We start from the raw sequence: 20,856 nt of genomic DNA, 5'->3' as shown, positions 1-20,856 counted from the left end.
CCATCCCGTGGCCGGCGAGGCGACGCTGAAGGCGCTGGCCGCGGAGGCCGCGGCGAACGAGGCCCGCTACCGGGCGCGGGTGCGCACGGTGCTGCGCTCGTCGTACTCGGGGCACTGGCGGCGGATGCTCTCCCCGCTGCTCGGGGCGCTGGAGCTGAAGTGCAACAACACCGCCTACCGGCCGGTGATGGACGCGATCGACCTGCTGAAGCGGTAAGCAGACTCGGTAGAGCTTGAGATCGCAGGCCCGCGAGCGGCCGGTCGATCAGCGGGGCAGGATGCGCATTACTGCCTCGCGTTCGCCGCTGAGCCGCAGGCCTTGCTGTACTGCGGCGCTCAGATCGAGGTCGCCGAGCAGAGTCGCAGCCAGCAGGTGCGGCGGTCCGGTCAGTGACGCGGTGGGGTGGTCGACCCGGCCGGCGTGTGTGTGCACCGAGCCGTCCTTGACTTCGATGACCAGGTCCTCGCTGCCGTCGGCGTGCAGTTGCAGGGCGATTGCCGGCTGGTCGGGGCGGTGGTCGGTCAGTGCCCGGGCGGGCATGTCCAGCCAGTGGGTGCGGAAGGTGTCGTTGCCGCCCGGCTCACGCAACAGCGGCACGCCCCACCGGCTCAGCTCCTGCAGCACCGGCTCCAGCGCGCGGCCACGCTCGGTGAGGGAGAACAGGGTGGTGGCCACCGGCGGCGGGGCGGCCTCGCGGTGGATCAGGCCGGCTTCCTCGAGTTCGCGGAGCCGGTCGACCAGCAGGTTGCTGGCGATCCCGGGCAGCCCGTTGCGCAGGTCGGTGTGCCGGCAAGGACCCAGGGCGAGCAGTTCACGGACGATCAGCAGGGTCCATCGGTCGCCGATGGTGTCCAGTGCTTTCGCGATGCCGCAGTACTGCCCGTAGGTGCGCATGCCACCATCCTACATCGTGGTGTTGAGATCCAAAACTCTCTTGTTGACTTTCTCAACAACGTCCGTCTAGCGTCGCTGCCCATGACCTCCACCCTTTCCGTGCGTCGGCTGGCCTGGGCCGGCGTCGAGATCCGTCTCGGCGACACCCGCCTGCTGATCGACCCGCTCGAGAACGTCGCTCCGCTGGCGCCGGTGATGGGGCCGCCGCACCGGCCGGTCGACCCGGTCGATACCCCGCCCGGCACCCACGCCCTCATCACCCACCTGCACCCCGACCACTACGACCACGACCTGATCGCCCGGATCGCGGCCACCGGCACGATCGGCTGCCACACCCCGAGCGCGGCGGCGCTGCACGAGGTGGGCATCACCCCCGTCGCCCAGGACCTGGGCCAGTCACGCCGCATCGGAGAGCTGACCGTCACCCCGGTGACCTCGCTGGACTGGCGCGGCAACGACTGTGACCAGGTCGCCTGGGTCGTCGAAGGCGCCGGTCGGCGGGTCATCCACTGCGGCGACACCCAGTGGCACGGCAGCTGGTGGCAGATCGCCCGCGACCACGGCCCGTTCGACGTCGCGTTCGTCCCGGTCAACGGCGTCATCGCCCACTTCGAGGGCTACGCGGCCAACGTCCCGGCGACCATGACCCCCGAGCAGGGCGTCGAGGCCGCCGTCGCACTCGGCGCCGGCACCGTCTGCGCCATGCACTACGGCCTGTTCCACAACCCGCCGTTCTACACCGAACAACCCGACATCGAGCAGCGCTTCCAGCACGCCGCCGACGAGCGCGGCATCACCGCGGCCATCATCGCCGACGGCCAGCCCGTCCTCTGACCATCAGAAACAAGGAGCAACACATGAAGATCGTCCTGTTCGGTGCCAGCGGCAACATCGGCCGGCCCACCACCGAGGAACTACTGCGTCGCGGCCACACCGTCACCGCGGTCACCCGAGCCGGCCACATCGACGGACTCACGCACAAGGCCCTGACCGTGACCACCGGTGACGTCACAGACGCCGCCGCGGTCGCCGGCCTCGCCGCCTCCCACGACGCCGTACTGTCGGCCGTCGGCCCCCGGATCGGCCAGGAGAACGACCGCGCCACGATCCTCGGTGCCGCCCGTGCGCTGATCGACGGACTCCGCCGAGCCGGTGTCACCCGCCTGGTCACCATCGGCGGTGCCGGTAGCCTACGCACGCCGACCGGCGCCCGGGTCATGGACGACCCGGACTTCCCCGCGCTGTGGAAGGCCAACGCCGAGGCCCAGTCCGAAGCGCTCGACCTCTACCGCGGCGTGCACGACCTCGACTGGACGTACGTGTCGCCCGCCGCAGTCATCGGAGCGGGCGAGCGGACCGGGGCCTACCGCAGCGCCGGGGACACCCTGCTCACCGACGACGACGGCAACAGCCGCATCTCGTACGCCGACTACGCGATCGCCTTGGCCGACACGATCGAGAGCGGCACCGCGATCCGCCGCCGCATCACCGTGGCGTACTGAGCCATGAGCAACGACGCCGCCGGCCGGCAAACCCGATTCATCGTCCTGCTCGCAGCGCTCGTGGCCCTGGGACCACTGTCCATCGACGGCTACCTGCCCGGACTGCCGGACCTCGCCGGCGACCTGCGCGCCAGCGCCGCGGCCACCCAGCTCACCATCACCGCCTGCCTGGCCGGGCTGGCCATCGGGCAGCTGATCGCCGGGCCGCTGAGCGACACCTACGGCCGGCGGCGTCCGTTGCTGGCGGGCCTCGCCCTCTACACGATCGCCAGCGCGCTCTGCGCGGTGGCGCCCGACGTCCGGACCTTCGTCGGCCTACGCCTGGTCCAGGGCATCGGCGGGGCGTTCGGCATCGTCATCGCCAACGCCATGGTCCGCGACCGCACCTCCGGAACCCGCACCGCACGTCTCTTCTCCGCACTGACCTTGATCACCGGCCTGGCGCCGGTGTTCGCGCCGGTCCTCGGCGGCCAGCTACTGCGCGTCACGGCCTGGCCGGGGATCTTCGTGGGCCTGGCCGTACTCGGCGCCGTGATGCTGGCGGCCTCCGCCACAGGACTGCCGGAGACCCGGTCCTCCGCGTCACGCCAGCCGCTGCCGGCTGTCGTCGGGCAGCTGCTCAGCGACCGGGTCTTCACCGGGTACGTCCTGGCCAACGGCCTGGTCTTCGCGGCGATGTTCGCCTACATCTCCGGCTCGCCGTTCGTCCTGCAGGAAATCCACGGCCTGTCACCGCAGCAGTACAGCGCCGTGTTCGCCGTCAACGCCGCCGGACTCATTGCGGCCGCCCAGATCAGCGGCCGGCTGGTGGCCCGGGCCGGCGCCCGCGTGCTGCTGCTCGCCGGTCTGCTGGGCGCCACAGCCGGTGGCACCACGGTCCTGGGCGCGGTGCTGACACGGGCACCCCTGCCCGCGCTCCTGATCGGCCTGTTCGTCCTGGTCTCCAGCGTGGGCCTCGTCATGCCGAACGCCGCGGCCCAGGCCCTGGCCGACCACGGCGGACACGCCGGGTCGGCCGCCGCTCTGCTCGGCTTCAGCCAGTTCATGTTCGGCGGGGCACTTGCTCCGCTGGCCGGCGCGGGTGGCGCCACCGACGCCTTGCCGATGGGAATCATCGTCGCCGTGCTGCCGGCGCTCGCTCTGCTCACACTCGGCGTCCTCACCCGGTCGGTGCCCGGTGAGCGCACTCGCAGGCCGGCTCGCCAAGGACCTGCCGGGCACCGGCGACCGCGCCGGCACATCGATCGCAGACGCGGCAAGGTCCACTAGCAGCTGAAGGGTCGGTGGCCCAACCGTCGCGAACCGCGCCTGCCTGGCACACCCTCCGCCAGGCCGAAGTTTGACGCGCGGTGGATAGAACACCACCGGCATTCGGACTGACACTACTGAAGAAACGGTGTCGTCTGCGCTGAAGATCAGATGTCGTTCAACGGAAACGAGCCCCCAGGACCCTCAACAACTCCTTCAAAAAACCCGCCTCTTCAAGAACCTCGCAACACCCTTTGATGAGGAAATCCCGGGACAATCGGGCCGCAAGGCATGACCGAACGTCACCTCAGTTACAGAGCGCTACTTGTCACTTCGCCGTAGCTTCGGGAGGACAGGGCCTGGACGCAGGGCACGGCGTCCAGCCAGGGCACGGTGTTGCGGTCGGTGAACCAGCACACTTCGATCCCGTCCGCCCGGTAGCGGGCGGTGCGCGCCTCGATGCCGGTGATGGCGACGGCTGCCATCTGGGCTTCCAGGGCGGCGCTTGCCGTCCGGGGAGGTGGCCAGCACGTCCGCTCGCCAGGAGCCGTCGGGTGAGGGGACCTCGGACTCGGCGTTCCAGCCGGCCGCGCGGGCGTGGTGGGCCAGGTCGAGCTTGAGGAGGTGGTGCTGCATGCCCTCGCCGGCGGCCTTGGCCTCGCAGTGGGGCGCGTTGTTGGCGTGGCACAGGAACCATAGTTCGTAGGCTCCGTGGGTGCGGTGGACCAGGTGCAGCCGCCACTCGCACTCGTAGCAGGTCAGCGGCGAGGGCGTTTTGGTCTTGTAGATGCTCTCGCGGTCCTGGCCGCAGCCCAGGTCGGCCTGGGTGACGTCGACGCGGCCCCACTGGCCGTGGACTCCGACGAAGACCATCGTGTTTCCTTCCTTGTCGAAGGGCCGGTGAGGTGCCGCTGCTACAGCCGCCCGGAGGGTCAGACCGGCCGTAGCGGCGGACGCTCTTCCTGCCGTGCCGGGCCGTGGCCTCCGCCAGGTGCGGCACGCATGTGCTGGCACTGACGGGCATTGGCGGTGAAGGCGGCGCCCAGGATTTCGCGAACCCGCGCGCTTCCGTGCGGGCCGACACCAAGGCGGCGGTGTTCCTGGCGTTCACGGGCGCGGTGCTCGCGACCTTCATCCCCTTGGACACCGGCGGCACCGCTCCCGGGGGCCGGCTGCTGCGGTGGACCGCCGTGGCGAGCGCGCTGCTGGCCGTCGCCTGCTTCGTCTCCGCGCTCGTGCCGCGTCACCGCAAGGGGCGTGGCGCAGACCTGGCCGGCCCGGGGTACTTCGAGCACATCGCCCCGGGCGCGGGCCCGGACCGTCTGCGCCGCGCGTTCGCGCGGGCCGGGCGCGACCCGGCCGGCCCGCTGCTCGCCGCGCTGGCCGGGACCAGCGCGATCATCTGGGCGAAGTACCGCTGGATCGAGGTGGGGACCGTCCTGCTCCTCCTGGCGCTTCCCCAGTTCGCACTGACCCTCCGGCCGTTGTAGAGCGGAGGCCCCGGCCGCACCACGGCCGGGGCCGCGGCGGCCCGCCGGGGCAACAACTGTTGCGTTCCGTGGCAACAGTCATTGACGGACCGCGGCAGCGATCCCTACAGTGCGGTCCCATGGAGACGGACGATCTTGGTCGGCGGGTGGCGGAGGACGTGGCCGGTGGGGGCGGGGTGGCGGGGTTGCGGCGGCTGTCGGGGGTGATCGAGGCGTTGGAGGAGCGGCGGACCGAGCTGGTGGAGGAGTTGCGGCGCGGGCAGGAGGCGACCTGGGAGGAGATCGGGCGGGCCTGCGGGATGACCCGGCAGGGGGCGACGCGGCGGTGGGCGGGACGGCTGCGGGCCCGGTCGTTCGGGATCGCGGCGGCCGCGTACCAGGCCGGGCGGCCGGGGTACCCGCAGGCGCTGATCGGATCGGCGGTGCCCCGGGAGGCCCGGCGGGTGCTCGACCTGGGCGCCGGCACCGGCAAGTCGACCCGGCTGCTGGTCGAGGCGGGCCTGGACGTGGTGGCGGTCGAGCCGGACGCGGGCATGCGGGCGCAGCTGGCCGCGGCGGTGCCGAAGGCGGCCGTGCGCGCCGGCTCGGCGGAGCGCATCCCGCTGCCGGACGGGAGCGTGGACGCCGTCGTGGTGGCACAGGCCTGGCACTGGTTCGACCCGGCGGCCGCCGTCCCGGAGATCGCCCGGGTGCTCGCCCCCGGCGGGACGCTCGCCCTGGTGTGGAACGTCCGGGACGAGTCCGAGCCCTGGGCCGCCGAACTCGGGGCGCTGATGCACCGTCCGGCCCGGCAGCGGATCGACACCCGGCCCGTCCTGCCGGCGCCGTTCGGGCCGCCCGAGCGGCTGGAGATCGGCTGGGAGCACGAGACCACGCCGGCCGGGATCGTCGAGATGGTCGCCTCGCGCAGCTACGTCATCGCGCTGCCGGAGGCCGAACGCGCCCGTCTGCTGGCCGACGTCGGGCACCTGCTCGCGACCCACCCGGACCTGGCGGGCCGGGACGTCATCCGGCTGCCGTACCTGACGAGGTGCACCCGTGTCCGCCTCGGCTGAGCCCGTCGCCGGGAGCGCCCCGGCGCCCGTCGCCATCCGCCGCCTGGGGCGCGCGGACGCCGAACCGTACCGGGCGTTCCGGCTCACCGCGTTGCGCGAGACGCCGAGCGCCTTCACCTCCGGCTACGCCGAGGAGTGCGCCAGGCCGATGGCCGCGACGCTCCGGCGCCTGGCCGAGGCCGAGGACGGGCCGGGCGCGCTGCTCGGGGCCTTCGACGCCGACGGCACCCTGGTCGGCACCGCCGGGCTCACGGTGGCGCGGCGGAGCCAGGAGCGGCACAAGGGCACGCTGTACGGCATGGCGGTGGCCCGCGGCGCGGCCGGGCGGGGGACCGGGCGGGCCCTGGTGCGCGAGGTGCTGCGGACCGCCGCCGCGGACCCGTGGCTGCAGCAGGTGCTGCTGACCGTCTCGGAGGGCAACGAGGCGGCCCTGCGGCTCTACACCGCCTGCGGGTTCGAGGTGTGGGGGCGGGAGCCGAGGGCCGTCCTGGTGGACGGGCGGGCCGTCGCCAAGCTGCACATGGTCCGGCTGCTGGACACCGGGCCGACGGACGAGCGCGGCCGGCGCTGATCCCGGGACAAGGCCCGGCCCGGGCGATTGTCGGTGCGAGGGCATAGTTTGGGGTCGTCGGAGGGCCTGAGCCGCCCCCGCGATTCCATCTCCGTTGCCCGAAAGGGGTCTTCGCCGTGTCCGTCGCCGTGGGAGAGCAGGTCACCTACCTCGAACTGTCCGAGGACGAGGGGAGTGCGCACAAGTTCTACGAGGTGCGCATCGCCGGTGCGGTGGTGACGGTCCGGTACGGGCGGATCGGCGAGCCCGGTCAGAGCAAGGCCACCAGCTACCCCAGCGCCGAGAAGGCGGCCGCCGCGGCCGCGAAGAAGATCGGCGAGAAGGTCCGCAAGGGCTACGCCCCCGCCGTCCAGGGCGTGCGCCAGCGCCGCGCGGTGACCAGGCGGCAGATCGTCAGCACCCGTTCCACCGCCCGCCAGGCTCCGCTGCTGTGGCGGTTCCGCTCCGGCTCGCCCGCCTTCGGGATCTTCGTCGGGGAGGAGCACGCCTGGGTCGGCAACGAGCGCGGCGACGTGTACACCCTCACCCACGACGGCGAGGTCACCGCCCGCTACGGCCTGCCGGACGGCGTCAAGTGCATCGTCGCGGACGACTGGTGGATCTACGCCGGCTGTGACGACGGCAAGGTGTACGACCTGGGCGGCAAGGTCCCGCGGGTCGCCTACGAGATAGCCCAGGACGTCGACATCTTCTGGCTCGACATCCACGACGGGGTGCTCGGCGTCGCCGACGAGCGCGGCGGCCTGACCACGGTGGACCACGAGGACGAGTTCCAGTGGCGCCGCCAGGCCGACGGCCGGGCCGGCTGGATGGTGCGCTGCGACGCGGACGGCGTCTACCACGGCCACTCGCGCGGCGTCGCCCGCTACGACAACCGCAGCGGCGACCCGCGGTGGCACACCCCCACCAACGGCGAGGTGCTGTTCGGCTGGCAGGAGGCCGAGGAGGTGTTCGCCGGCACCGGGCGCGGCTGGGTGCACCGGCTGCGCAAGTCGGACGGCGCCGAGGTGGCCGCCTACCGCTGCGACGCCGCCGTGTTCTCCTGCGCGGCCTCCCCGGACGGCGAGTACGTCTTCGCCGGGGACAACCACTCCTCGGTCTACTGCTTCGCGGCCGACGGCACCCGGCTGTGGAAGCTCGCCACCGGCTGCGGCTCGGCGTACAGCATGCAGTACCGGGACGGCCGGCTGTACCTGGTGACCACCGACGGCTCGCTGGCCTGCCTGGACGCGAGCGAGCAGGCCGTCCGGGCGGCCGAGGGCGGCACGCTGCCGAGCACCGCGGAGGTCGGGAGCGCGGGCTGGGAGCCGGTGCTGGCCGGAGCGGAGCTGGAGACGGTCGCGGTGGCCCCGGGTGCGGGCACCGGCGGCGGGATCGAGGTGGAGTGCGTCCAGGACGGCGCCCGGCTGAGGGTGCGGGTGCTCTCGCAGGGCTACGACCCCACGTGGCGGGTGCAGTTCCCGAAGGACATCCGGGTCCCCGGGGCGCGCTACGTGGTCGCCGAGGTGCGGGAGTCCGCGTCCGGCGGCTTCTACCGGGCGCGCGGCGAGATCAAGCGCCTGCTCTGACAGCCGGGCCCCGGGGCAGGGCCCCGGGCGGCCGCCCGGGGGAAGCGGCCGCCCGGGGAGTCTCCTCGCCCGGGGCTGATCCGTGGCAGCGGATCAGCGGAGGCGGAGCACCAGCTTGCCGGTGTTCTCGCCGCGGAACAGCATCTGCAGGGTCTCCGGGAAGTCGTCCACGGTGCCCTCCACCACCTGCTCCTTCACCTTGATGCGGCCGTCGCCGATCCAGCCCGCGATCTCGGCGGCCGCCTCCGCGTACCGGCGGGCGTAGTCGAACACCACGAAGCCCTCCATCCGCGCCCGCCGCACCAGCAGTGACAGGTAGTTGGACGGGCCCTCGACGGTGCTCTCGTTGTTGTACTGGCTGATGGCCCCGCAGATCACGACCCGGGCGTGCATCGCGAGCCGGGTCAGCGCCGCGTCCAGGATCGGCCCGCCGACGTTGTCGAAGTAGACGTCGATGCCGTCCGGGGCGTGCGTGCGCAGCGCCTTGCGGACGTCCTCGGCGCGGTAGTCGATCGCGGCGTCGAAGCCCAGTTCCCCGGTGAGCAGCGCGCACTTCTCGGGACCGCCGGCGATGCCGACCACCCGGCAGCCCTTGACCTTGGCGATCTGCCCGACCATGGTGCCGACCGCCCCGGCGGCGCCGGAGACCACCACGGTCTCGCCCTCCTTGAGCGCCCCGACGTCCAGCAGCCCGAAGTAGGCCGTCATGCCGGGCATCCCGAGGGCGCCGAGGTAGGTGGACACCGGCGCGAGCGCGGGATCGACGGTGATCGCGCCCTTGCCGTCCGACACGGCGTACTCCTGGACCCCGAAGGCCCCGACCACGTGGTCCCCGACCCGGAACTTCGGGTGGTTCGACGCGACGACCTCGACCACCGACCCCGCCCGCATCACCTCGCCCAGCCCCACCGGCGGCAGGTACGACGGCCGGTCGTCCAGCCACCCGCGCATCGCCGGATCCAGCGACACGTACCGGGTCCGCCCCAGGAACTCGCCGTCCCCGGGCACCGCCACCGGCTCGCTCCCGTGCGCCCAGTCCTCCGCCCGGACCTCCCCGACCGGCCGACGGGCGAGGCGGATCTGGCGGTTGACTCCGGTGTCTTCGGTCATGACGTCTCCTGGGTGCGCACTCGGCTCGGGAAGTTCGACGGCCCGATTCTAAGCAAGCGCTTATTCATCTGACCAGAGCCTGCCACCTTCGGAAGTCCGGCAGGCGCCGACACCGGCGCCCGGCGCGGTACTCAGTAACGGTCGAGGAGGTGGCCGTAGCCGCCCGTCTGCCAGACGATGCGGCGGAACTCCCGGAGGTCGAGGGCGGCCGTGCCCAGTCCGACGGCGGGCGGGAAGTGGACGGTGCCGCAGCGGGCGCAGTACCAGGCCTCGGCCCACAGGCGTTCGGCCCGGGGCCGTCCGGCAAGTTCCTTCTCGGCCGACGTGTGGAGCAGTACCGCGGTCAGGAAGAGGAGGCCCGCGAGGATCACGGCGACGGCGGGCACCATGGGGGAGATCTCGAAGGCGTGGTGGTCCTGGAAGGTGGAGAACTGAGGGTCGTCGGCGTTGAAGTCGCCGGCGAAGGATCCGGCGAGGAAGGTGAAGCAGGCGATCACGAGCAGGGCGACCCCCACGCCCACCGCGGTCCGGACGGACGCCCGGTTGTCGATCGGCGCGGGCGCCAGGGCGCGGGACAGGTCGGACACGATCTCCCGGGTCCGGGAGTGGTGGTGGTCACCGTGCGGGTGCCGGGACGTCACGCTGCTGCGCCCGGAGTGGTACACCGCCGGGACGCTGCGGACCTGGTCGGTGAGCCCGCAGCGCGGGCAGGGGCGCAAGGCCGGTTGTGGCGGCGGCGGCGGTGGCGGTGCGGGTACGGCGTCGTGGGTCCCCATCGTGATCTCCCCCGTGGCGGCGTCCGGCCGGGGCGGCCGTCCGTCCGTACCGGCTCAGGACGCCGAAGCGACCGCCGTGGTTGCGGTCAACTCGCGCCGAGTGCAAGCTTGTTGGGGATATCCGGCGCGTCGCGGGTCCAGTCGGCCGGGGCGGGGGTCGCTCGGTCGGGGCAGGTCGGTCACCCGGTCACCCGGTCGCGTCCTCGCCGGCCGCCGGAGCGGGGTGGCCCGGCCGCCAGCCGAGCGCGGGCCCGAGCCGGGTCGCCAGATCGGTGAGGATCTGCACGTAGTCCCGGTGTTCGAAGGTGAACGGCAGGGCGAAGGCGACCTCGTCGACCTCCCGGTACCCGGCGTGCGCGTGCAGCCGTTCGACGAGCTGCTCGGACGTGCCGACCAGGTCGGGGGCGAACAGCAGCCGGGCCGGTCCCTGCGGGGCGAGCGTGCGCGGGGTGCGGGCGAGGGCGTACGCCTCGTACCTGGCGCGCTGTTCGGGCGTGGCGCTGTCGGTCGGGATGACCACCAGCCCCTGGGAGACCCGGGCCCGCTCGCCGTCGGGGTGGCGTTCACGGAAGGCGCGGATCTGTTCGGCCTGGATCGCGGCGAAGTCGGGCGGCCCGTCGTCCGTCCCGGCCTTCACCACGCTGCTGGTGAGCAGGTTGATCCCCTGTTCGCCGGCCCAGCGGGCGGAGCGCAGGCTGCCGGCGCCGTACCACAGCCGGGCGGCGAGGCCGGGGGCGTGCGGCTGGACCCTGCGGGAGTACGCCTCGATGCCCTCGGTGCCCTCGAAGTCGGAGGCGTCCTCGCCGCGGAGCAGGGCGAGCAGCCGTTCGGCGCGGCGGGGGCTGAAGTCCTCGTGCCCGCCGGTGTCGGGGTAGAGCGCGCCGCGCACGTGCTCGTAGTGGACGGGCGGGCCGACGGAGAAGCCGGGGTTGAGCCGGCCGTCGGACAGGACGTCCAGGGTGGCGAGGTCCTCGGCGAGGCGCAGCGGGTTCTCCCAGCCGAGCGGGGTGACGGCGGTGCCGAGCCCGATGCGGCTGGTGCGCTGGGTGGCGGCGGCGAGCACGGCGACGGGGGAGGAGATGCCGTACTGGAGGTGGCGGTGGCGCAGCCAGGCGTGGTCGAAGCCGAGCTGCTCGCCGAGGGTGATGAGGTCCAGGGTGGATTCGTGGCCGCGGCGCGGGTCGGCCTCGTCGAAGAGCCCGATGGTCAGGAAGCCGAGCTTCCGCAGGGGGCGAGGGTCCGGCGACATGGTGGGCGGCTCCGCGGGTTGTGGGACGGCCCGGGGGAGGGCCGGAGCGGTGGTGCCCTTCGAACGTAGGCGTCCCGGTCCCGGTCCGACAAGATCGGCACGCGATCCGGACACCCGACCGCAACGGACCCGCAACGGCGGGCAACGCCGCGCAGCACGGCGTCGTGCGTTGCGGGGCCCGCGCCCGGGTGCGGCGCGAGCCCCGCGTGGGACCGCCGGTCAGCAGCTGCGCAGTTCCGGGCTCTGGTTGCGGATCTGGTTGTGCAGCGAGGTGAACTCGCGGAACGCCTCGCTGTCCTCGGCGCCGGGCCGGAAGGCGCCGACGCGGTGGCAGTTGACGAAGGCGAGCTTCACGCCGAAGTGGTCCTCCAGGCTGCCCCGGATGGCGTTGCTGGCGAGCGCGCGCAGCAGCTGGGCCCGCTGCTCGTCGCTGGGCGTGGTGTTGTCGGTGGTGAACTCGTCGTCGCCGGCGGCGAGTTCGGTGCTGAGCCCGGCGACGACCTGGTAGGCGTACGGGAGCGAGTCGCGGACGGTGGCGAGGAAGTCGGCCTGGTCGACGCGGCCCTCCCGGGCCTGGGCGAGGAGGGCGGGGGAGACGTCGAGCGACATGGGTGTCCTCTTTCGGGGGTGTGGGGCGTGTCCGGGCGTCGGTGGGCAGCAGCCACCGCCATGGTTATCGAAGATGAAAACCATTACTGGTAAGCGTTGCGCCCACCCTGATGCCCTGTCAAGCACCGCCCCCCGAAGGACTGACGTCCGCCGCCGGCCGGCGGACCTTGATGACCAGCGTGGCGATCACGACCGCGAGCGCCGCGAAGACCAGGCCCATCTGGAAGGCGCTGGCGATGCCGTGCACCAGGACCTGTGAGGAGTAGGGCTCGGGGAGCTGTCCGGTGGCCTTGAAGCGCAGGGCCTCCTGCGGAGTGGCCTGCTGCAGGAACGCGCTGACCTGCTTGCCGGCCTCGTTGCGGCTGGCGGTGCCGTAGACGGTGACCAGGATCGACAGGCCCAGGGACCCGCCGACCTGCTGCGTGGCGTTGAGCATGCCGGTGGCGGCGCCGGTCTCGTGCGGGGCGACGTGGGAGACGGCGGTGAGCATCACCGGGACGAAGATCGAGCCCATGCCGAAGCCGAAGAGCAGGGTCGGGCCGAGGACGCCGCCGACGTAGGTGGTGTTGATGTCGATCTGGGTCGCCCAGGCCACGCCGGCCAGCACCAGGACGGAGCCGGTGACCAGGAACGGCTTGGGGCCCCACCGCAGTTGGTTGCGGGCGGCGAACTGGGCGGCGGCGATGATGGCCACGCTGATCGGCAGGAAGGCGAAGCCGGCCCGCAGCGGGCTGAACCCGAGGATCTCCTGCACGAACAGGGTGATGAAGAAGAAGATGCTGAACATCGCCGCGGCCACGCAGAGCATCAGCCCGTACGCGCCGGAGCGGTTGCGGTCGCGGAACAGGTGCAGCGGGGTGATCGGTTGCGGCACGCGCCGCTCGTTGAGCAGGAAGGCGGCCAGCAGGACGACGGCGAGGCTGAACGCGGTCAGCGTCACGGGGTCCGTCCAGCCGTGCTCGGAGGCGCGGATGAAGCCGTACACCAGGGAGACCATGCCCGCGGTGGCGGTGAATGCGCCGGTGAGGTCGAAGCGGCCGGGGTGGCGTTCGGACTCGTTGATGTAGAGCGGCGCCAGCAGGGCGATCGCGATGCCGATCGGCACGTTGACGAAGAACACCCAGCGCCAGGACAGCCAGGACGTCAGCATGCCGCCGAGCAGCAGCCCGATGGCACCGCCCGCGCCCGCGACGGCGGAGAACACGCCGAAGGCCCGGTTGCGCTCCGGGCCCTCCTTGAAGTTGGTGGCGATCAGCGCGAGCGCGGTCGGCGAGGCGATCGCGCCGCCGAGGCCCTGCAGGGACCGCGCGGCGAGCAGCCAGGCGGAGGACTGCGCGACGCCGCCGAGCAGCGAGGCCAGGCTGAAGACCAGGACGCCGACCATGAACACCCGGCGTCGGCCGAGGATGTCGCCCGCCCGGCCGCCGAGCAGCAGCAGCCCGCCGAAGGTCAGGGTGTAGGCGTTGATGACCCAGGACAGGTCGGTGGTGTTGAACCCCAGCGCCTGCTGGATGTGCGGCAGCGCGATGTTCACGATCGTGATGTCGAGGACGACCATGAGCTGGGTGGCCGCGATGACGGTGAGGGCTATCCCTGGGTGCTGGCCCCGACGTGCGGTCGCGGGCGGAGTCGTGGCCAGGGCGCGCGAGGTGACCATGGCAGGTTCCCCAATGACTCGGGGGTGAACGAGGGGAGGGGACGGATTCGTTCACCTCCACCGACACTAGTCCGGGGAGATAGGGAACACAACCGTTCATTACGGACAAGCGGCGATTTCCGGACACCGGGGACGAACGCCCACCGACCGCTCGACCCGGGTCTCCGGCCGTCCCGACCCCGGGTCTCCGGCCGTCCCGCTCAGACCAGCCCCGCACCCCAGGCGCGGGCGCGGTCGAGCTCGCCGGCGCGCAGCGGTCCGTCGTTGTCCTCCACGATGAAGCCCTCGGGTTCGGCGACCACGTCGAAGTGGCGGTGGGCGAGCCGGTGGGCGATGCCCTCGGCCGCTCCGCCGGACCGGGCCATGTCGACCCTGGTGTCGAACGCGGCCGCGTGGGTGCCCGGTTCGGTCGTCGGGAGGTCGTGGAACCAGGACCGCAGGCCCGGGCCCGCGGCGGTCTCCCGTGCCTCGGCCGCCGCCGTCTCGCGGCCCTCCTGGCGCCCCTCGGCCGCCGCGGCCATCCGGCGGCTGAGCCCGGAGGACATGCCGTGCATGTGGGTCGGGCCGCCGACCACCAGCAGGTCCGCGGACCGGGTCTGCTCGGCGTCGGCCTCGGCCACCGCGAGGCAGTCCACGGCCGCCCCGGGGTCGGCCCGGCGGACCCCCTCGGCGATCGCCTCGGCGATCTCCCGGGTGTTGCCGTACATGCTCTCGTACACGATCACGGTGTGCATGGTCGCCACCTTTCGTCACCTCCAGCCTCGCGCCGACGGCGTCCGGCGGCGGTGGGCCGTTCGGCCCGGATCGGGGCCGGCAGGCCCTCGTGGGGACGGCGGTTCGGCCCGGCGGCCGCACCGGCCGCACCGGCTGCAGCGCAGGCGCGCAGGCAGGCGGGCGGGCAGGCGCGCGGGCAGGCGCGCAGCGCAGGCGGGCGGGCAGGCGCGCGGGCGCGGGCGCCGAGGGCCGCGCGCCCGTCAGAGGTGGAAGCGCCGGGTCTCGCCGGGCCGGATCGTCGCCTCGGCGCCGCGCAGGCGGACGCGGACCGGCTCCTGGCGGTCCGCGCGCAGCCGCACCGTGACCGTGCGGCGGTCGACGGCGATGCCGAGGCCCCAGTGGCCCCGGTAGCGCAGGTCCAGCTCCAGGCGGCCGAGCGCGGAGGGCAGGTGCGGGTCGAGCCAGAGCGCGTCCTCGCGGACCTCCAGGCCGGTGTAGCAGCGCTGCAGCAGGTCCACCGCGCCCGCCATGGCGCCCAGGTGGACGCCCTCCGCCGTGGTGCCGTGCTGGCTGTCCCGCAGGTCGGCCACCAGGGCGTCGCGGAAGTACCGCCAGGACGCGCGGCGGTCGGAGCGGGTGAGCACCCAGGCGTGCACCACCGAGCTGAGCGTCGAGCCGTGGACGGTGCGCCGCAGGTAGTAGTCGGTCGTACGGCGCAGCAGTTCGTGCCCGGCCGGGTGGCCGAGGCGCCGCAGCAGGTCGCGCACCTCGTGGGCGGAGAACAGGTACCAGAGCATCAGCGCGTCGGCCTGCTTGGAGGCCTTGTAGCGGTTGACGCTGTCGCCCTCGGCCTCCAGGATCCGGTCGAGCCGGCGCAGGTCCGGGTAGCGGCGCCGGTAGCCCGCCCAGTCGAGCTCGGCGAGCCGCTCGTAGCCGTCGAACTGGCTGAGGACGCCGTCGTGGAAGGGCACGTGCAGGTGCCGGCCGACGTCCTGCCAGCGCTCCAGCTCCGCGGTGCCGAGGGCCAGGCGCTCGCGCAGCTCGTCGCGGCGGTAGCCGGGCAGGGCGTCGAGGGCGTCGCGGGCGCGGGCCAGCACCCAGGAGGCCAGCACGTTGGTGTAGGCGTTGTCGTCCAGGCCCGGCCGGTCCGCCCAGGGGTAGGCGTCGTGGTACTCGTCGGGGCCGAGGACCCCGCGGATCGACCAGCGCTCCCGGGCCCGGTCGTAGTCGGCGGCGGAGGACCAGTAGCGGGCGATCTCCAGCAGCATCTCGGCGCCGGCCGAGGCGAGGAAGTCCCGGTCCCCGGTGGCCTGGTAGTACTGCCAGACGTTGTAGGCGACGGCCGAGCCGACGTGCCGCTGCAGGTGGCTGTGGTCCGGCAGCCAGCGGCCGGACAGCGGGTTGAGGTGCAGCTGCTGGGACTCCTCCCGGCCGTCGCCGGCGCTCTGCCACGGATAGACCGCCCCCCGCAGGCCGAGCGCGCGGGCCTGCCGCCGCGCGGCTTCCAGGCGGCGGTGGCGGTGGCGCAGCACGGCCCGGGCGAGCTCGGGGAAGCGGAGGTCGAGCAGCTGCAGCACGAACAGCTCGTCCCAGAAGACGTGCCCCCGGTACGCCTCGCCGTGCAGCCCCCGGGCCGGGATGCCGACGTCCAGGTCGACGGAGTGCTCGGAGTACGTCTGGAGCAGGTGGAACAGGTCCAGGTGCAGCGGGCCGGCGCCGTCGAAGTCGGCCTCGATCCCGCAGCGGCGCCACAACTCGGCCCAGCGAAGGGCGTGTTCGGCGAGCAGCTGCCCGAAGTCGGCGGCTTCGGCGGCGAGCAGCCGGGAGGCGCGCAGCGGGGTCCCGGTCGCCCGGTCGCGGGAGGTGTGCACGGCGACCGTCTTCGTGACGGTGACGGGCCGCCCCGCGGTGGCCTCCAGGGCGAGGAGGTGGGCCGTCCAGCCCTCGCGCTGCTCGGTCGCCACCGTGTGCGCGCGGTCGGCGCTCGTGCGGGCGCACAGGGCGATCCGCAGCGGCGAGTGCAGCGCCTCGGCTTCGAGCCGGAGCAGCCCCGTGCCGTCCATCCCCTGACCGGCCGGGGCCAGGTGGCGCCCGACCAGCCCCCGGTAGCGGGCGACCCCGGTGTTGGCGACGTCGCCGTCCAGGCCCGAGCGCACCTCCAGCAGGCCGGACCAGTTCTCCGGGGTGAAGGTGCTCTCCAGGGCCAGCAGGTGCGGCCGGGCCTGGCTGGCGAGGCGGCGCTGTACCAGCCTGGTCCGCCGCCCCTGCCCGTCGACGACGAGGGCGGTGCGGGTCAGCAGCCCCCGGCGCAGGTCGAGCTCCAGCGTCTGCTCGGCGGGCGGCCCGGTGAACCACGCCCCGCCCGCCGGGCGGAAGGTCAGCGGCAGCCAGTTCGGGCAGTTGACCAGGTCCTCGTTGGTGACCACGCGCCCGGCGACGGCCGACTCCGCCCGGTCGTAGCAGCCCGCCAGGTACGTCCCCGGGTAGTGCACCCCGTCCGCCACCGCCTCCGGCGCGGCGCCCCGGCTGACCACGTACCCGTTGCCGACCGCGCACAGGGCCTCCCGCAGACCCTCCTCGGCCGGGTCGAAGCCCTGGTAGCGGAGGGTCCACGGGTCCGGCATGTCGGGATGCTCCGCTGGTGGGTCCGCTGCCACGAGGTGACCTCCGTGCCGACCGGTCTGCCTCCAGTCTGCGCATCCCGCCGCCGGGCCGCCCGCCGCCCGCCCGCCTGCCGCCTGCCCGCGGCCGGGCCGCCCGCCCGCCGCCCTCCGCTCGCCCGCCGCCGTCCGGCCCGCGGGCGGGGCCGATCGGCCCTTCCCCGGGCCGTGGCGGGGTGGCGAGGCTGGATGACGGAGACAGGAGGTGCGCCATGACCGCTGCCCACCCGTCGCTCACCACCGCGGAAGCCCTGCTGGCCGACGGCACCACCGTGGAGCTGCGGCCGCTGGGGCCGGACGACCACCGGGCGGTCCTCGACCTGCACGCCGCCGGGATGTCCGAGGAGAGCCGCCGGATGCGGTTCTTCGGGGTCAGTCGCAACGCGCCCGCCCAGGCCGCGGACCGGCTGTGCGGGCCGTCGCGCACCGGCGTCCTGGCGCTCGGCGCCTGGGCGGGGGACGAACTGGTCGGGGAGGCGGACTGCGAGCTGCTGGACGAACCGTCGCGGACCGCGGAGCTGGCCCTCGCGGTGGCCGACCGCTGGCACCACCGGGGCGTGGCCACCCTGCTGCTGGAACACCTGGTGCACGCCGCCCGGGCCGCCGGGATCCGGTTCTTCGAGGCCGACACCCTCTACAGCAACCGGGCCGTCCACCAGGTCTTCGCCGATCTCGGCCTGCCCGTCCGGCGGCACCACGCCCAGGGCGAGGTCAGGATCCGGGTGCCGCTGGACGAGGGCGACGAGCACTACCGCTCGGCCGTCGACGAGCGCGGGCGCCGCGCCGACGTGGCGAGCCTGGCCGCGCTGCTGCGCCCGGCCTCGGTCGCCGTGGTCGGGGCGTCCCGACGGGAGGGCTCGGTCGGCGGGACCGTCCTGGCGAAGATCCGGCAGGGCGGGTTCGCCGGTCCGCTCTGGGCGGTCAACCAGCATGCACGCGAGATCGGCGGCGAGCTCGCGTACCCGTCCGTCTCCGCGCTGCCCGCCGTGCCGGACCTCGCCGTGCTGGCCGTGCCCGCCGGCGCCGTCCCCGGCGTGGCCGAGGAGTGCGGCGAGGCGGGCGTGCGGGCACTGGTGGTGCTCACCTCGGGCCTCGGGGCGCAGGAGGCCGGACGGCTGATCCGGGCCTGCCGCCGGCACAGCATGCGGCTGGTCGGGCCGAACAGCCTGGGCCTGGCCCAGACCGATCCCGCCGTCCGGCTGGACGCCGAGTTCGGCGGCGCCTTCCCCCGGCCCGGGACCGCCGGAGTGGCCGTGCAGAGCGGCGGCGTGGGGATCGCCCTGCTGTCGCGGCTGACCTGGCTGGGCATCGGGGTGTCGAGCTTCGTCTCGCTCGGCGACAAGTACGACGTCAGCGGCAACGACCTGCTCCAGTGGTGGGAGGCGGACGGCCGCACCGACCTCGCACTGCTCCACCTGGAGTCCTTCGGCAGCCCGCGCGCCTTCGCCCGCACCGCCCGGCGGGTCACCCGCACGATCCCGGTGCTGACCGTCGACGCCGGCCGCTCGACCGCCGGCCGCCGCGGCGCCGCCTCGCACACCGCCGCGGCCGCCACCCCCACCGTCACCCGGGAGGCGCTGTTCCGGCAGGCCGGCATCACCGCCACCCGCAGCATCGACGAACTCGTCGCGGCCGCCGCCCTGTTCCACGCCCAGCCGCTGCCCGCACCGCGCGGAGCGGTCGCCGTGGTGTCCAACGCGGGCGGCATCGGGATCCTCGCGGCGGACGCCTGCGCCGAAGCCGGTCTCGCGCTGCCCGAACTCCCGCAGGGCCTGGCCGAACTGCTCCCCGCCGGCGCGTCCGTCCGGAACCCGGTGGACACCACGGCGGCCGTCACTCCGGTCGAACTCACCCACCTCCTCCGGGCGTTGGAGGAGGAACCGGCCGTCGACGCGATCCTGGTGTGCCTGGTGCCGACCGCGCTGGGCGCCGCCACCGGCGAGGACCCGGTGCGCGCCCTGGTGGAGGGCCCGGCCCGCCGCCGCGTCCCGATAGTCGCCGTGCTGCTCGACCAGCAGGTACCCGTCCGGTACCGCAGCTGCGCCGACGGCGGCGTGCTGCCGGCCTACTCGGACGCGGTGGCCGCCGCCCGGGCCCTCGTCCACGCCCGGGACCGCGCCCGCCGACTCGCCGAACCGCCGTCCGCACCCGTCGCCGCCCCGGACTGCGACCGGCAGGCGGCCCGCAGCCTGGTCGACGGCTACCTGACCGCTCACCCCGAGGGCGGCTGGCTGGACCCGCTGTCCACCGCCGACCTGCTGGCGGCCTACGGGCTGCCGCTCACCACGACCGTCTGGGTGCGGGACGAGCAGGCGGCGGTGGCCGCGGCCGACGGGCTCCGCGGGCTCGGGCACGACGCGAAGGTCGCCCTGAAGGCGTACTGGCCCGGGCAGGTGCACAAGAGCGCCGTGGGCGCCGTCCGCACCGGCCTCGCCACGGACGCCGACGTCCGCGAGGCCTACCGCGAGTTCACCAAGCGCTTCGGCGCGGAGCTGGTCGGCGCCGTCGTCCAGCCGATGGCCGCGCCCGGGCTGGAGCTGCTGGCGGGCGTGGTGCAGGACCGCGTCTTCGGCCCGCTCGTCGTCCTCGGACTGGGCGGCACCGCCACCGAGGTCCTGGCCGACCGGGTGGCCCGGCTCGCCCCGCTGAGCGAGCGCGACCTGACCACCATGGTCACCGAACTGCGCAGCGCCCCACTGCTGTTCGGCCGGAACGGCGGGGCGGCCGTCGACCTCGCCGCCGTACGGTCCGTCCTGACCGGGCTGTCCCTGCTCGCCGAGGACGTCGCGGAACTCGTCGAGGCCGACCTCAACCCCGTCATCGTCCGCCCGGACGGCGCGGTCTGCGTGGACGCCCGGGTGCGCCTCGAACGCAGGCCGTCCTTCGACCCCTACCTGCGGCGGCTCCGGCGCCCCGCGGCCGCCGGGCCGGCCTTCGAGGAGGAGTGACCCCGGAGCGGCGGGTCGGCGCCGCGGCCGGAGGCGCCGCCGCCCGTGCGCAGCGCTTCGCGGCGGCGCAGAATCGGTGGTGTCACCGCCCGCGCACCCCCACGGAGCAGGCCATGGACACGCCCCGGCCCGTACGCGTCTTCCTGCTGGACGACCACGAGGTGGTCCGGCGGGGCGTCCGGGACCTCCTGGAGGCCGAGGCGGACATCGAGGTCGTCGGCGAGGCCGGCAGCTGCGCGCAGGCCCTCGCCCGGGTGCCCGCGCTGCGCCCGGACGTCGCCGTGCTCGACGTACGGCTCCCGGACGGCGACGGCGTGAGCGTCTGCCGGGAACTCCGGGACGGGCTGCCCGGCCTCGCCTGCCTGATGCTGACCTCCTTCGACGACGACGATGCCCTGCTCGACGCGATCATGGCCGGCGCGGCCGGTTACGTCCTCAAGGAGATCAAGGGCGCCGACCTGGTCGGCGCAGTGCGTACGGTGGCCTCCGGCCAGTCGATGCTCGACCCGGCCACCACTCGCAAGCTGATGGAGAGCCTGCGCCACCACGACGAGCAGAGCGAGAGCGACGCGGCTCTCGCCGGTCTGACGCCCCGCGAGCGGGAGATCCTCGCCCTGGTGGGGGAGGGCAAGACGAACCGGCAGATCGGCCGGGAGCTCTTCCTGGCCGAGAAGACGGTGAAGAACCACGTCTCGCGGCTGCTCGCCAAGCTGGGCGTCGAGCGCCGCCTCCAGGCCGCCGTCCTGGCCGCCCATGCCGAGCCGACCGAGCAGCACCACCAGCGCCCGCACTGAGCCCGTCGCC

Annotated in this window: 19 protein-coding genes; 10 read left to right on the top strand and 9 right to left on the bottom strand. The window is 73.9% G+C overall.

Features of this window, described 5'->3' with window-relative positions; translation table 11 throughout:
- Window positions 1–7 precede the first annotated feature (7 nt).
- Window positions 8–217, top strand: coding sequence for a hypothetical protein (locus ACIGG8_RS04880; RefSeq protein WP_396545850.1), 210 nt, complete (start codon window positions 8–10; stop codon window positions 215–217).
- 48 nt (window positions 218–265) lie between these two features.
- Here the strand turns inward: ACIGG8_RS04880 and ACIGG8_RS04875 are convergent, their stop codons facing one another.
- On the bottom strand, window positions 266–895 hold the full coding sequence (locus ACIGG8_RS04875) for a helix-turn-helix domain-containing protein (protein WP_360189592.1): 630 nt from the start codon (window positions 893–895) through the stop codon (window positions 266–268).
- Window positions 896–976: 81 nt separating this feature from the next.
- Here ACIGG8_RS04875 and ACIGG8_RS04870 point away from each other — a divergent pair, with 81 nt between their 5' ends.
- Genes ACIGG8_RS04870 through ACIGG8_RS04860 form a run of 3 tightly spaced genes read left to right on the top strand, consistent with a single transcriptional unit; the run spans window position 977 to window position 3,666 of the window.
- The gene (locus ACIGG8_RS04870; protein WP_350523168.1) at window positions 977–1,729 is read left to right on the top strand and encodes an MBL fold metallo-hydrolase; all 753 of its coding nucleotides are present in this window, start codon (window positions 977–979) and stop codon (window positions 1,727–1,729) included.
- 23 nt (window positions 1,730–1,752) lie between these two features.
- Window positions 1,753–2,397, top strand: a complete 645-nt coding sequence (locus ACIGG8_RS04865; RefSeq protein WP_396545849.1) for an NAD(P)-dependent oxidoreductase — start codon at window positions 1,753–1,755, stop codon at window positions 2,395–2,397.
- A 3-nt stretch (window positions 2,398–2,400) separates the two neighbouring features.
- Window positions 2,401–3,666 (top strand): multidrug effflux MFS transporter, encoded by a 1,266-nt coding sequence (locus ACIGG8_RS04860; protein ID WP_396545848.1) that lies wholly within the window; start codon window positions 2,401–2,403, stop codon window positions 3,664–3,666.
- 290 nt (window positions 3,667–3,956) lie between these two features.
- Here the strand turns inward: ACIGG8_RS04860 and ACIGG8_RS04855 are convergent, their stop codons facing one another.
- Complete coding sequence (locus ACIGG8_RS04855; protein WP_396545847.1) at window positions 3,957–4,130, bottom strand: hypothetical protein; 174 nt, start codon at window positions 4,128–4,130, stop codon at window positions 3,957–3,959.
- A 519-nt stretch (window positions 4,131–4,649) separates the two neighbouring features.
- Between ACIGG8_RS04855 and ACIGG8_RS04850 the strand changes: the two genes are divergently transcribed.
- The 4 genes from ACIGG8_RS04850 (at window position 4,650) to ACIGG8_RS04835 (ending at window position 8,329) form a co-directional block, all read left to right on the top strand.
- Window positions 4,650–5,135, top strand: coding sequence for a Pycsar system effector family protein (locus tag ACIGG8_RS04850; RefSeq protein WP_396545846.1), 486 nt, complete (start codon window positions 4,650–4,652; stop codon window positions 5,133–5,135).
- A gap of 119 nt (window positions 5,136–5,254) precedes the next feature.
- Entirely contained in the window at window positions 5,255–6,190 is a 936-nt protein-coding gene (locus ACIGG8_RS04845; RefSeq protein WP_396545845.1) for a class I SAM-dependent methyltransferase, read from the top strand.
- Complete coding sequence (locus tag ACIGG8_RS04840) at window positions 6,174–6,761, top strand: GNAT family N-acetyltransferase (RefSeq protein ID WP_396545844.1); 588 nt, start codon at window positions 6,174–6,176, stop codon at window positions 6,759–6,761. The genes ACIGG8_RS04845 and ACIGG8_RS04840 overlap by 17 nt, the downstream gene beginning before the upstream one ends.
- A gap of 116 nt (window positions 6,762–6,877) precedes the next feature.
- Window positions 6,878–8,329 carry a WGR domain-containing protein gene (locus ACIGG8_RS04835; RefSeq protein WP_396545843.1) on the top strand — a complete coding sequence of 484 codons (1,452 nt, stop codon included), beginning with the start codon at window positions 6,878–6,880 and terminating at the stop codon, window positions 8,327–8,329.
- A gap of 93 nt (window positions 8,330–8,422) precedes the next feature.
- Here the strand turns inward: ACIGG8_RS04835 and ACIGG8_RS04830 are convergent, their stop codons facing one another.
- From ACIGG8_RS04830 to ACIGG8_RS04800, 7 genes are all read right to left on the bottom strand, one after another.
- Window positions 8,423–9,439: an NADP-dependent oxidoreductase gene (locus ACIGG8_RS04830; RefSeq protein ID WP_396545842.1), complete on the bottom strand. Its 1,017-nt coding sequence runs from the start codon at window positions 9,437–9,439 to the stop codon at window positions 8,423–8,425.
- Window positions 9,440–9,570: 131 nt separating this feature from the next.
- Window positions 9,571–10,215, bottom strand: coding sequence for a hypothetical protein (locus ACIGG8_RS04825; RefSeq protein ID WP_396545841.1), 645 nt, complete (start codon window positions 10,213–10,215; stop codon window positions 9,571–9,573).
- Between the two features lie 187 nt (window positions 10,216–10,402).
- Window positions 10,403–11,464, bottom strand: a complete 1,062-nt coding sequence (locus tag ACIGG8_RS04820) for an LLM class flavin-dependent oxidoreductase (protein WP_396545840.1) — start codon at window positions 11,462–11,464, stop codon at window positions 10,403–10,405.
- Between the two features lie 219 nt (window positions 11,465–11,683).
- Window positions 11,684–12,073, bottom strand: a complete 390-nt coding sequence (locus ACIGG8_RS04815) for an SCO5389 family protein (protein WP_396545839.1) — start codon at window positions 12,071–12,073, stop codon at window positions 11,684–11,686.
- Window positions 12,074–12,191: 118 nt separating this feature from the next.
- On the bottom strand, window positions 12,192–13,730 hold the full coding sequence (locus tag ACIGG8_RS04810) for an MFS transporter (protein WP_396545838.1): 1,539 nt from the start codon (window positions 13,728–13,730) through the stop codon (window positions 12,192–12,194).
- Between the two features lie 200 nt (window positions 13,731–13,930).
- The gene (locus tag ACIGG8_RS04805; protein ID WP_396545837.1) at window positions 13,931–14,464 is read right to left on the bottom strand and encodes a flavodoxin family protein; all 534 of its coding nucleotides are present in this window, start codon (window positions 14,462–14,464) and stop codon (window positions 13,931–13,933) included.
- Window positions 14,465–14,704: 240 nt separating this feature from the next.
- Window positions 14,705–17,068 carry a glycoside hydrolase family 65 protein gene (locus ACIGG8_RS04800; RefSeq protein ID WP_396545836.1) on the bottom strand — a complete coding sequence of 788 codons (2,364 nt, stop codon included), beginning with the start codon at window positions 17,066–17,068 and terminating at the stop codon, window positions 14,705–14,707.
- Window positions 17,069–17,316: 248 nt separating this feature from the next.
- Between ACIGG8_RS04800 and ACIGG8_RS04795 the strand changes: the two genes are divergently transcribed.
- Window positions 17,317–20,052 (top strand): GNAT family N-acetyltransferase, encoded by a 2,736-nt coding sequence (locus tag ACIGG8_RS04795; RefSeq protein WP_396545835.1) that lies wholly within the window; start codon window positions 17,317–17,319, stop codon window positions 20,050–20,052.
- A 113-nt stretch (window positions 20,053–20,165) separates the two neighbouring features.
- Entirely contained in the window at window positions 20,166–20,846 is a 681-nt protein-coding gene (locus tag ACIGG8_RS04790; RefSeq protein WP_396545834.1) for a response regulator, read from the top strand.
- Window positions 20,847–20,856: the final 10 nt, after the last annotated feature.

Source organism: Kitasatospora sp. NPDC085464 (assembly GCF_044541955.1).
In the GTDB taxonomy this organism is placed as follows: Bacteria; Actinomycetota; Actinomycetes; order Streptomycetales; family Streptomycetaceae; genus Kitasatospora.
The sequence above is the reverse complement of the archived record's forward strand: the minus strand, read 5'-3'. Positions and strand labels throughout refer to the sequence as shown.

Coding starts and splice junctions, on each gene's coding strand:
- ACIGG8_RS04795 (WP_396545835.1), top strand. CDS start 17,317: ATGACCGCTGCCCACCCGTCGCTCACCACCGCGGAAGCCCTGCTGGCC.
- ACIGG8_RS04870 (WP_350523168.1), top strand. CDS start 977: ATGACCTCCACCCTTTCCGTGCGTCGGCTGGCCTGGGCCGGCGTCGAG.
- ACIGG8_RS04800 (WP_396545836.1), bottom strand. CDS start 17,068: ATGCCGGACCCGTGGACCCTCCGCTACCAGGGCTTCGACCCGGCCGAG.
- ACIGG8_RS04820 (WP_396545840.1), bottom strand. CDS start 11,464: ATGTCGCCGGACCCTCGCCCCCTGCGGAAGCTCGGCTTCCTGACCATC.
- ACIGG8_RS04815 (WP_396545839.1), bottom strand. CDS start 12,073: ATGTCGCTCGACGTCTCCCCCGCCCTCCTCGCCCAGGCCCGGGAGGGC.
- ACIGG8_RS04845 (WP_396545845.1), top strand. CDS start 5,255: ATGGAGACGGACGATCTTGGTCGGCGGGTGGCGGAGGACGTGGCCGGT.
- ACIGG8_RS04805 (WP_396545837.1), bottom strand. CDS start 14,464: ATGCACACCGTGATCGTGTACGAGAGCATGTACGGCAACACCCGGGAG.
- ACIGG8_RS04830 (WP_396545842.1), bottom strand. CDS start 9,439: ATGACCGAAGACACCGGAGTCAACCGCCAGATCCGCCTCGCCCGTCGG.
- ACIGG8_RS04855 (WP_396545847.1), bottom strand. CDS start 4,130: ATGGCAGCCGTCGCCATCACCGGCATCGAGGCGCGCACCGCCCGCTAC.
- ACIGG8_RS04875 (WP_360189592.1), bottom strand. CDS start 895: ATGCGCACCTACGGGCAGTACTGCGGCATCGCGAAAGCACTGGACACC.
- ACIGG8_RS04810 (WP_396545838.1), bottom strand. CDS start 13,730: ATGGTCACCTCGCGCGCCCTGGCCACGACTCCGCCCGCGACCGCACGT.
- ACIGG8_RS04865 (WP_396545849.1), top strand. CDS start 1,753: ATGAAGATCGTCCTGTTCGGTGCCAGCGGCAACATCGGCCGGCCCACC.
- ACIGG8_RS04860 (WP_396545848.1), top strand. CDS start 2,401: ATGAGCAACGACGCCGCCGGCCGGCAAACCCGATTCATCGTCCTGCTC.
- ACIGG8_RS04825 (WP_396545841.1), bottom strand. CDS start 10,215: ATGGGGACCCACGACGCCGTACCCGCACCGCCACCGCCGCCGCCGCCA.
- ACIGG8_RS04790 (WP_396545834.1), top strand. CDS start 20,166: ATGGACACGCCCCGGCCCGTACGCGTCTTCCTGCTGGACGACCACGAG.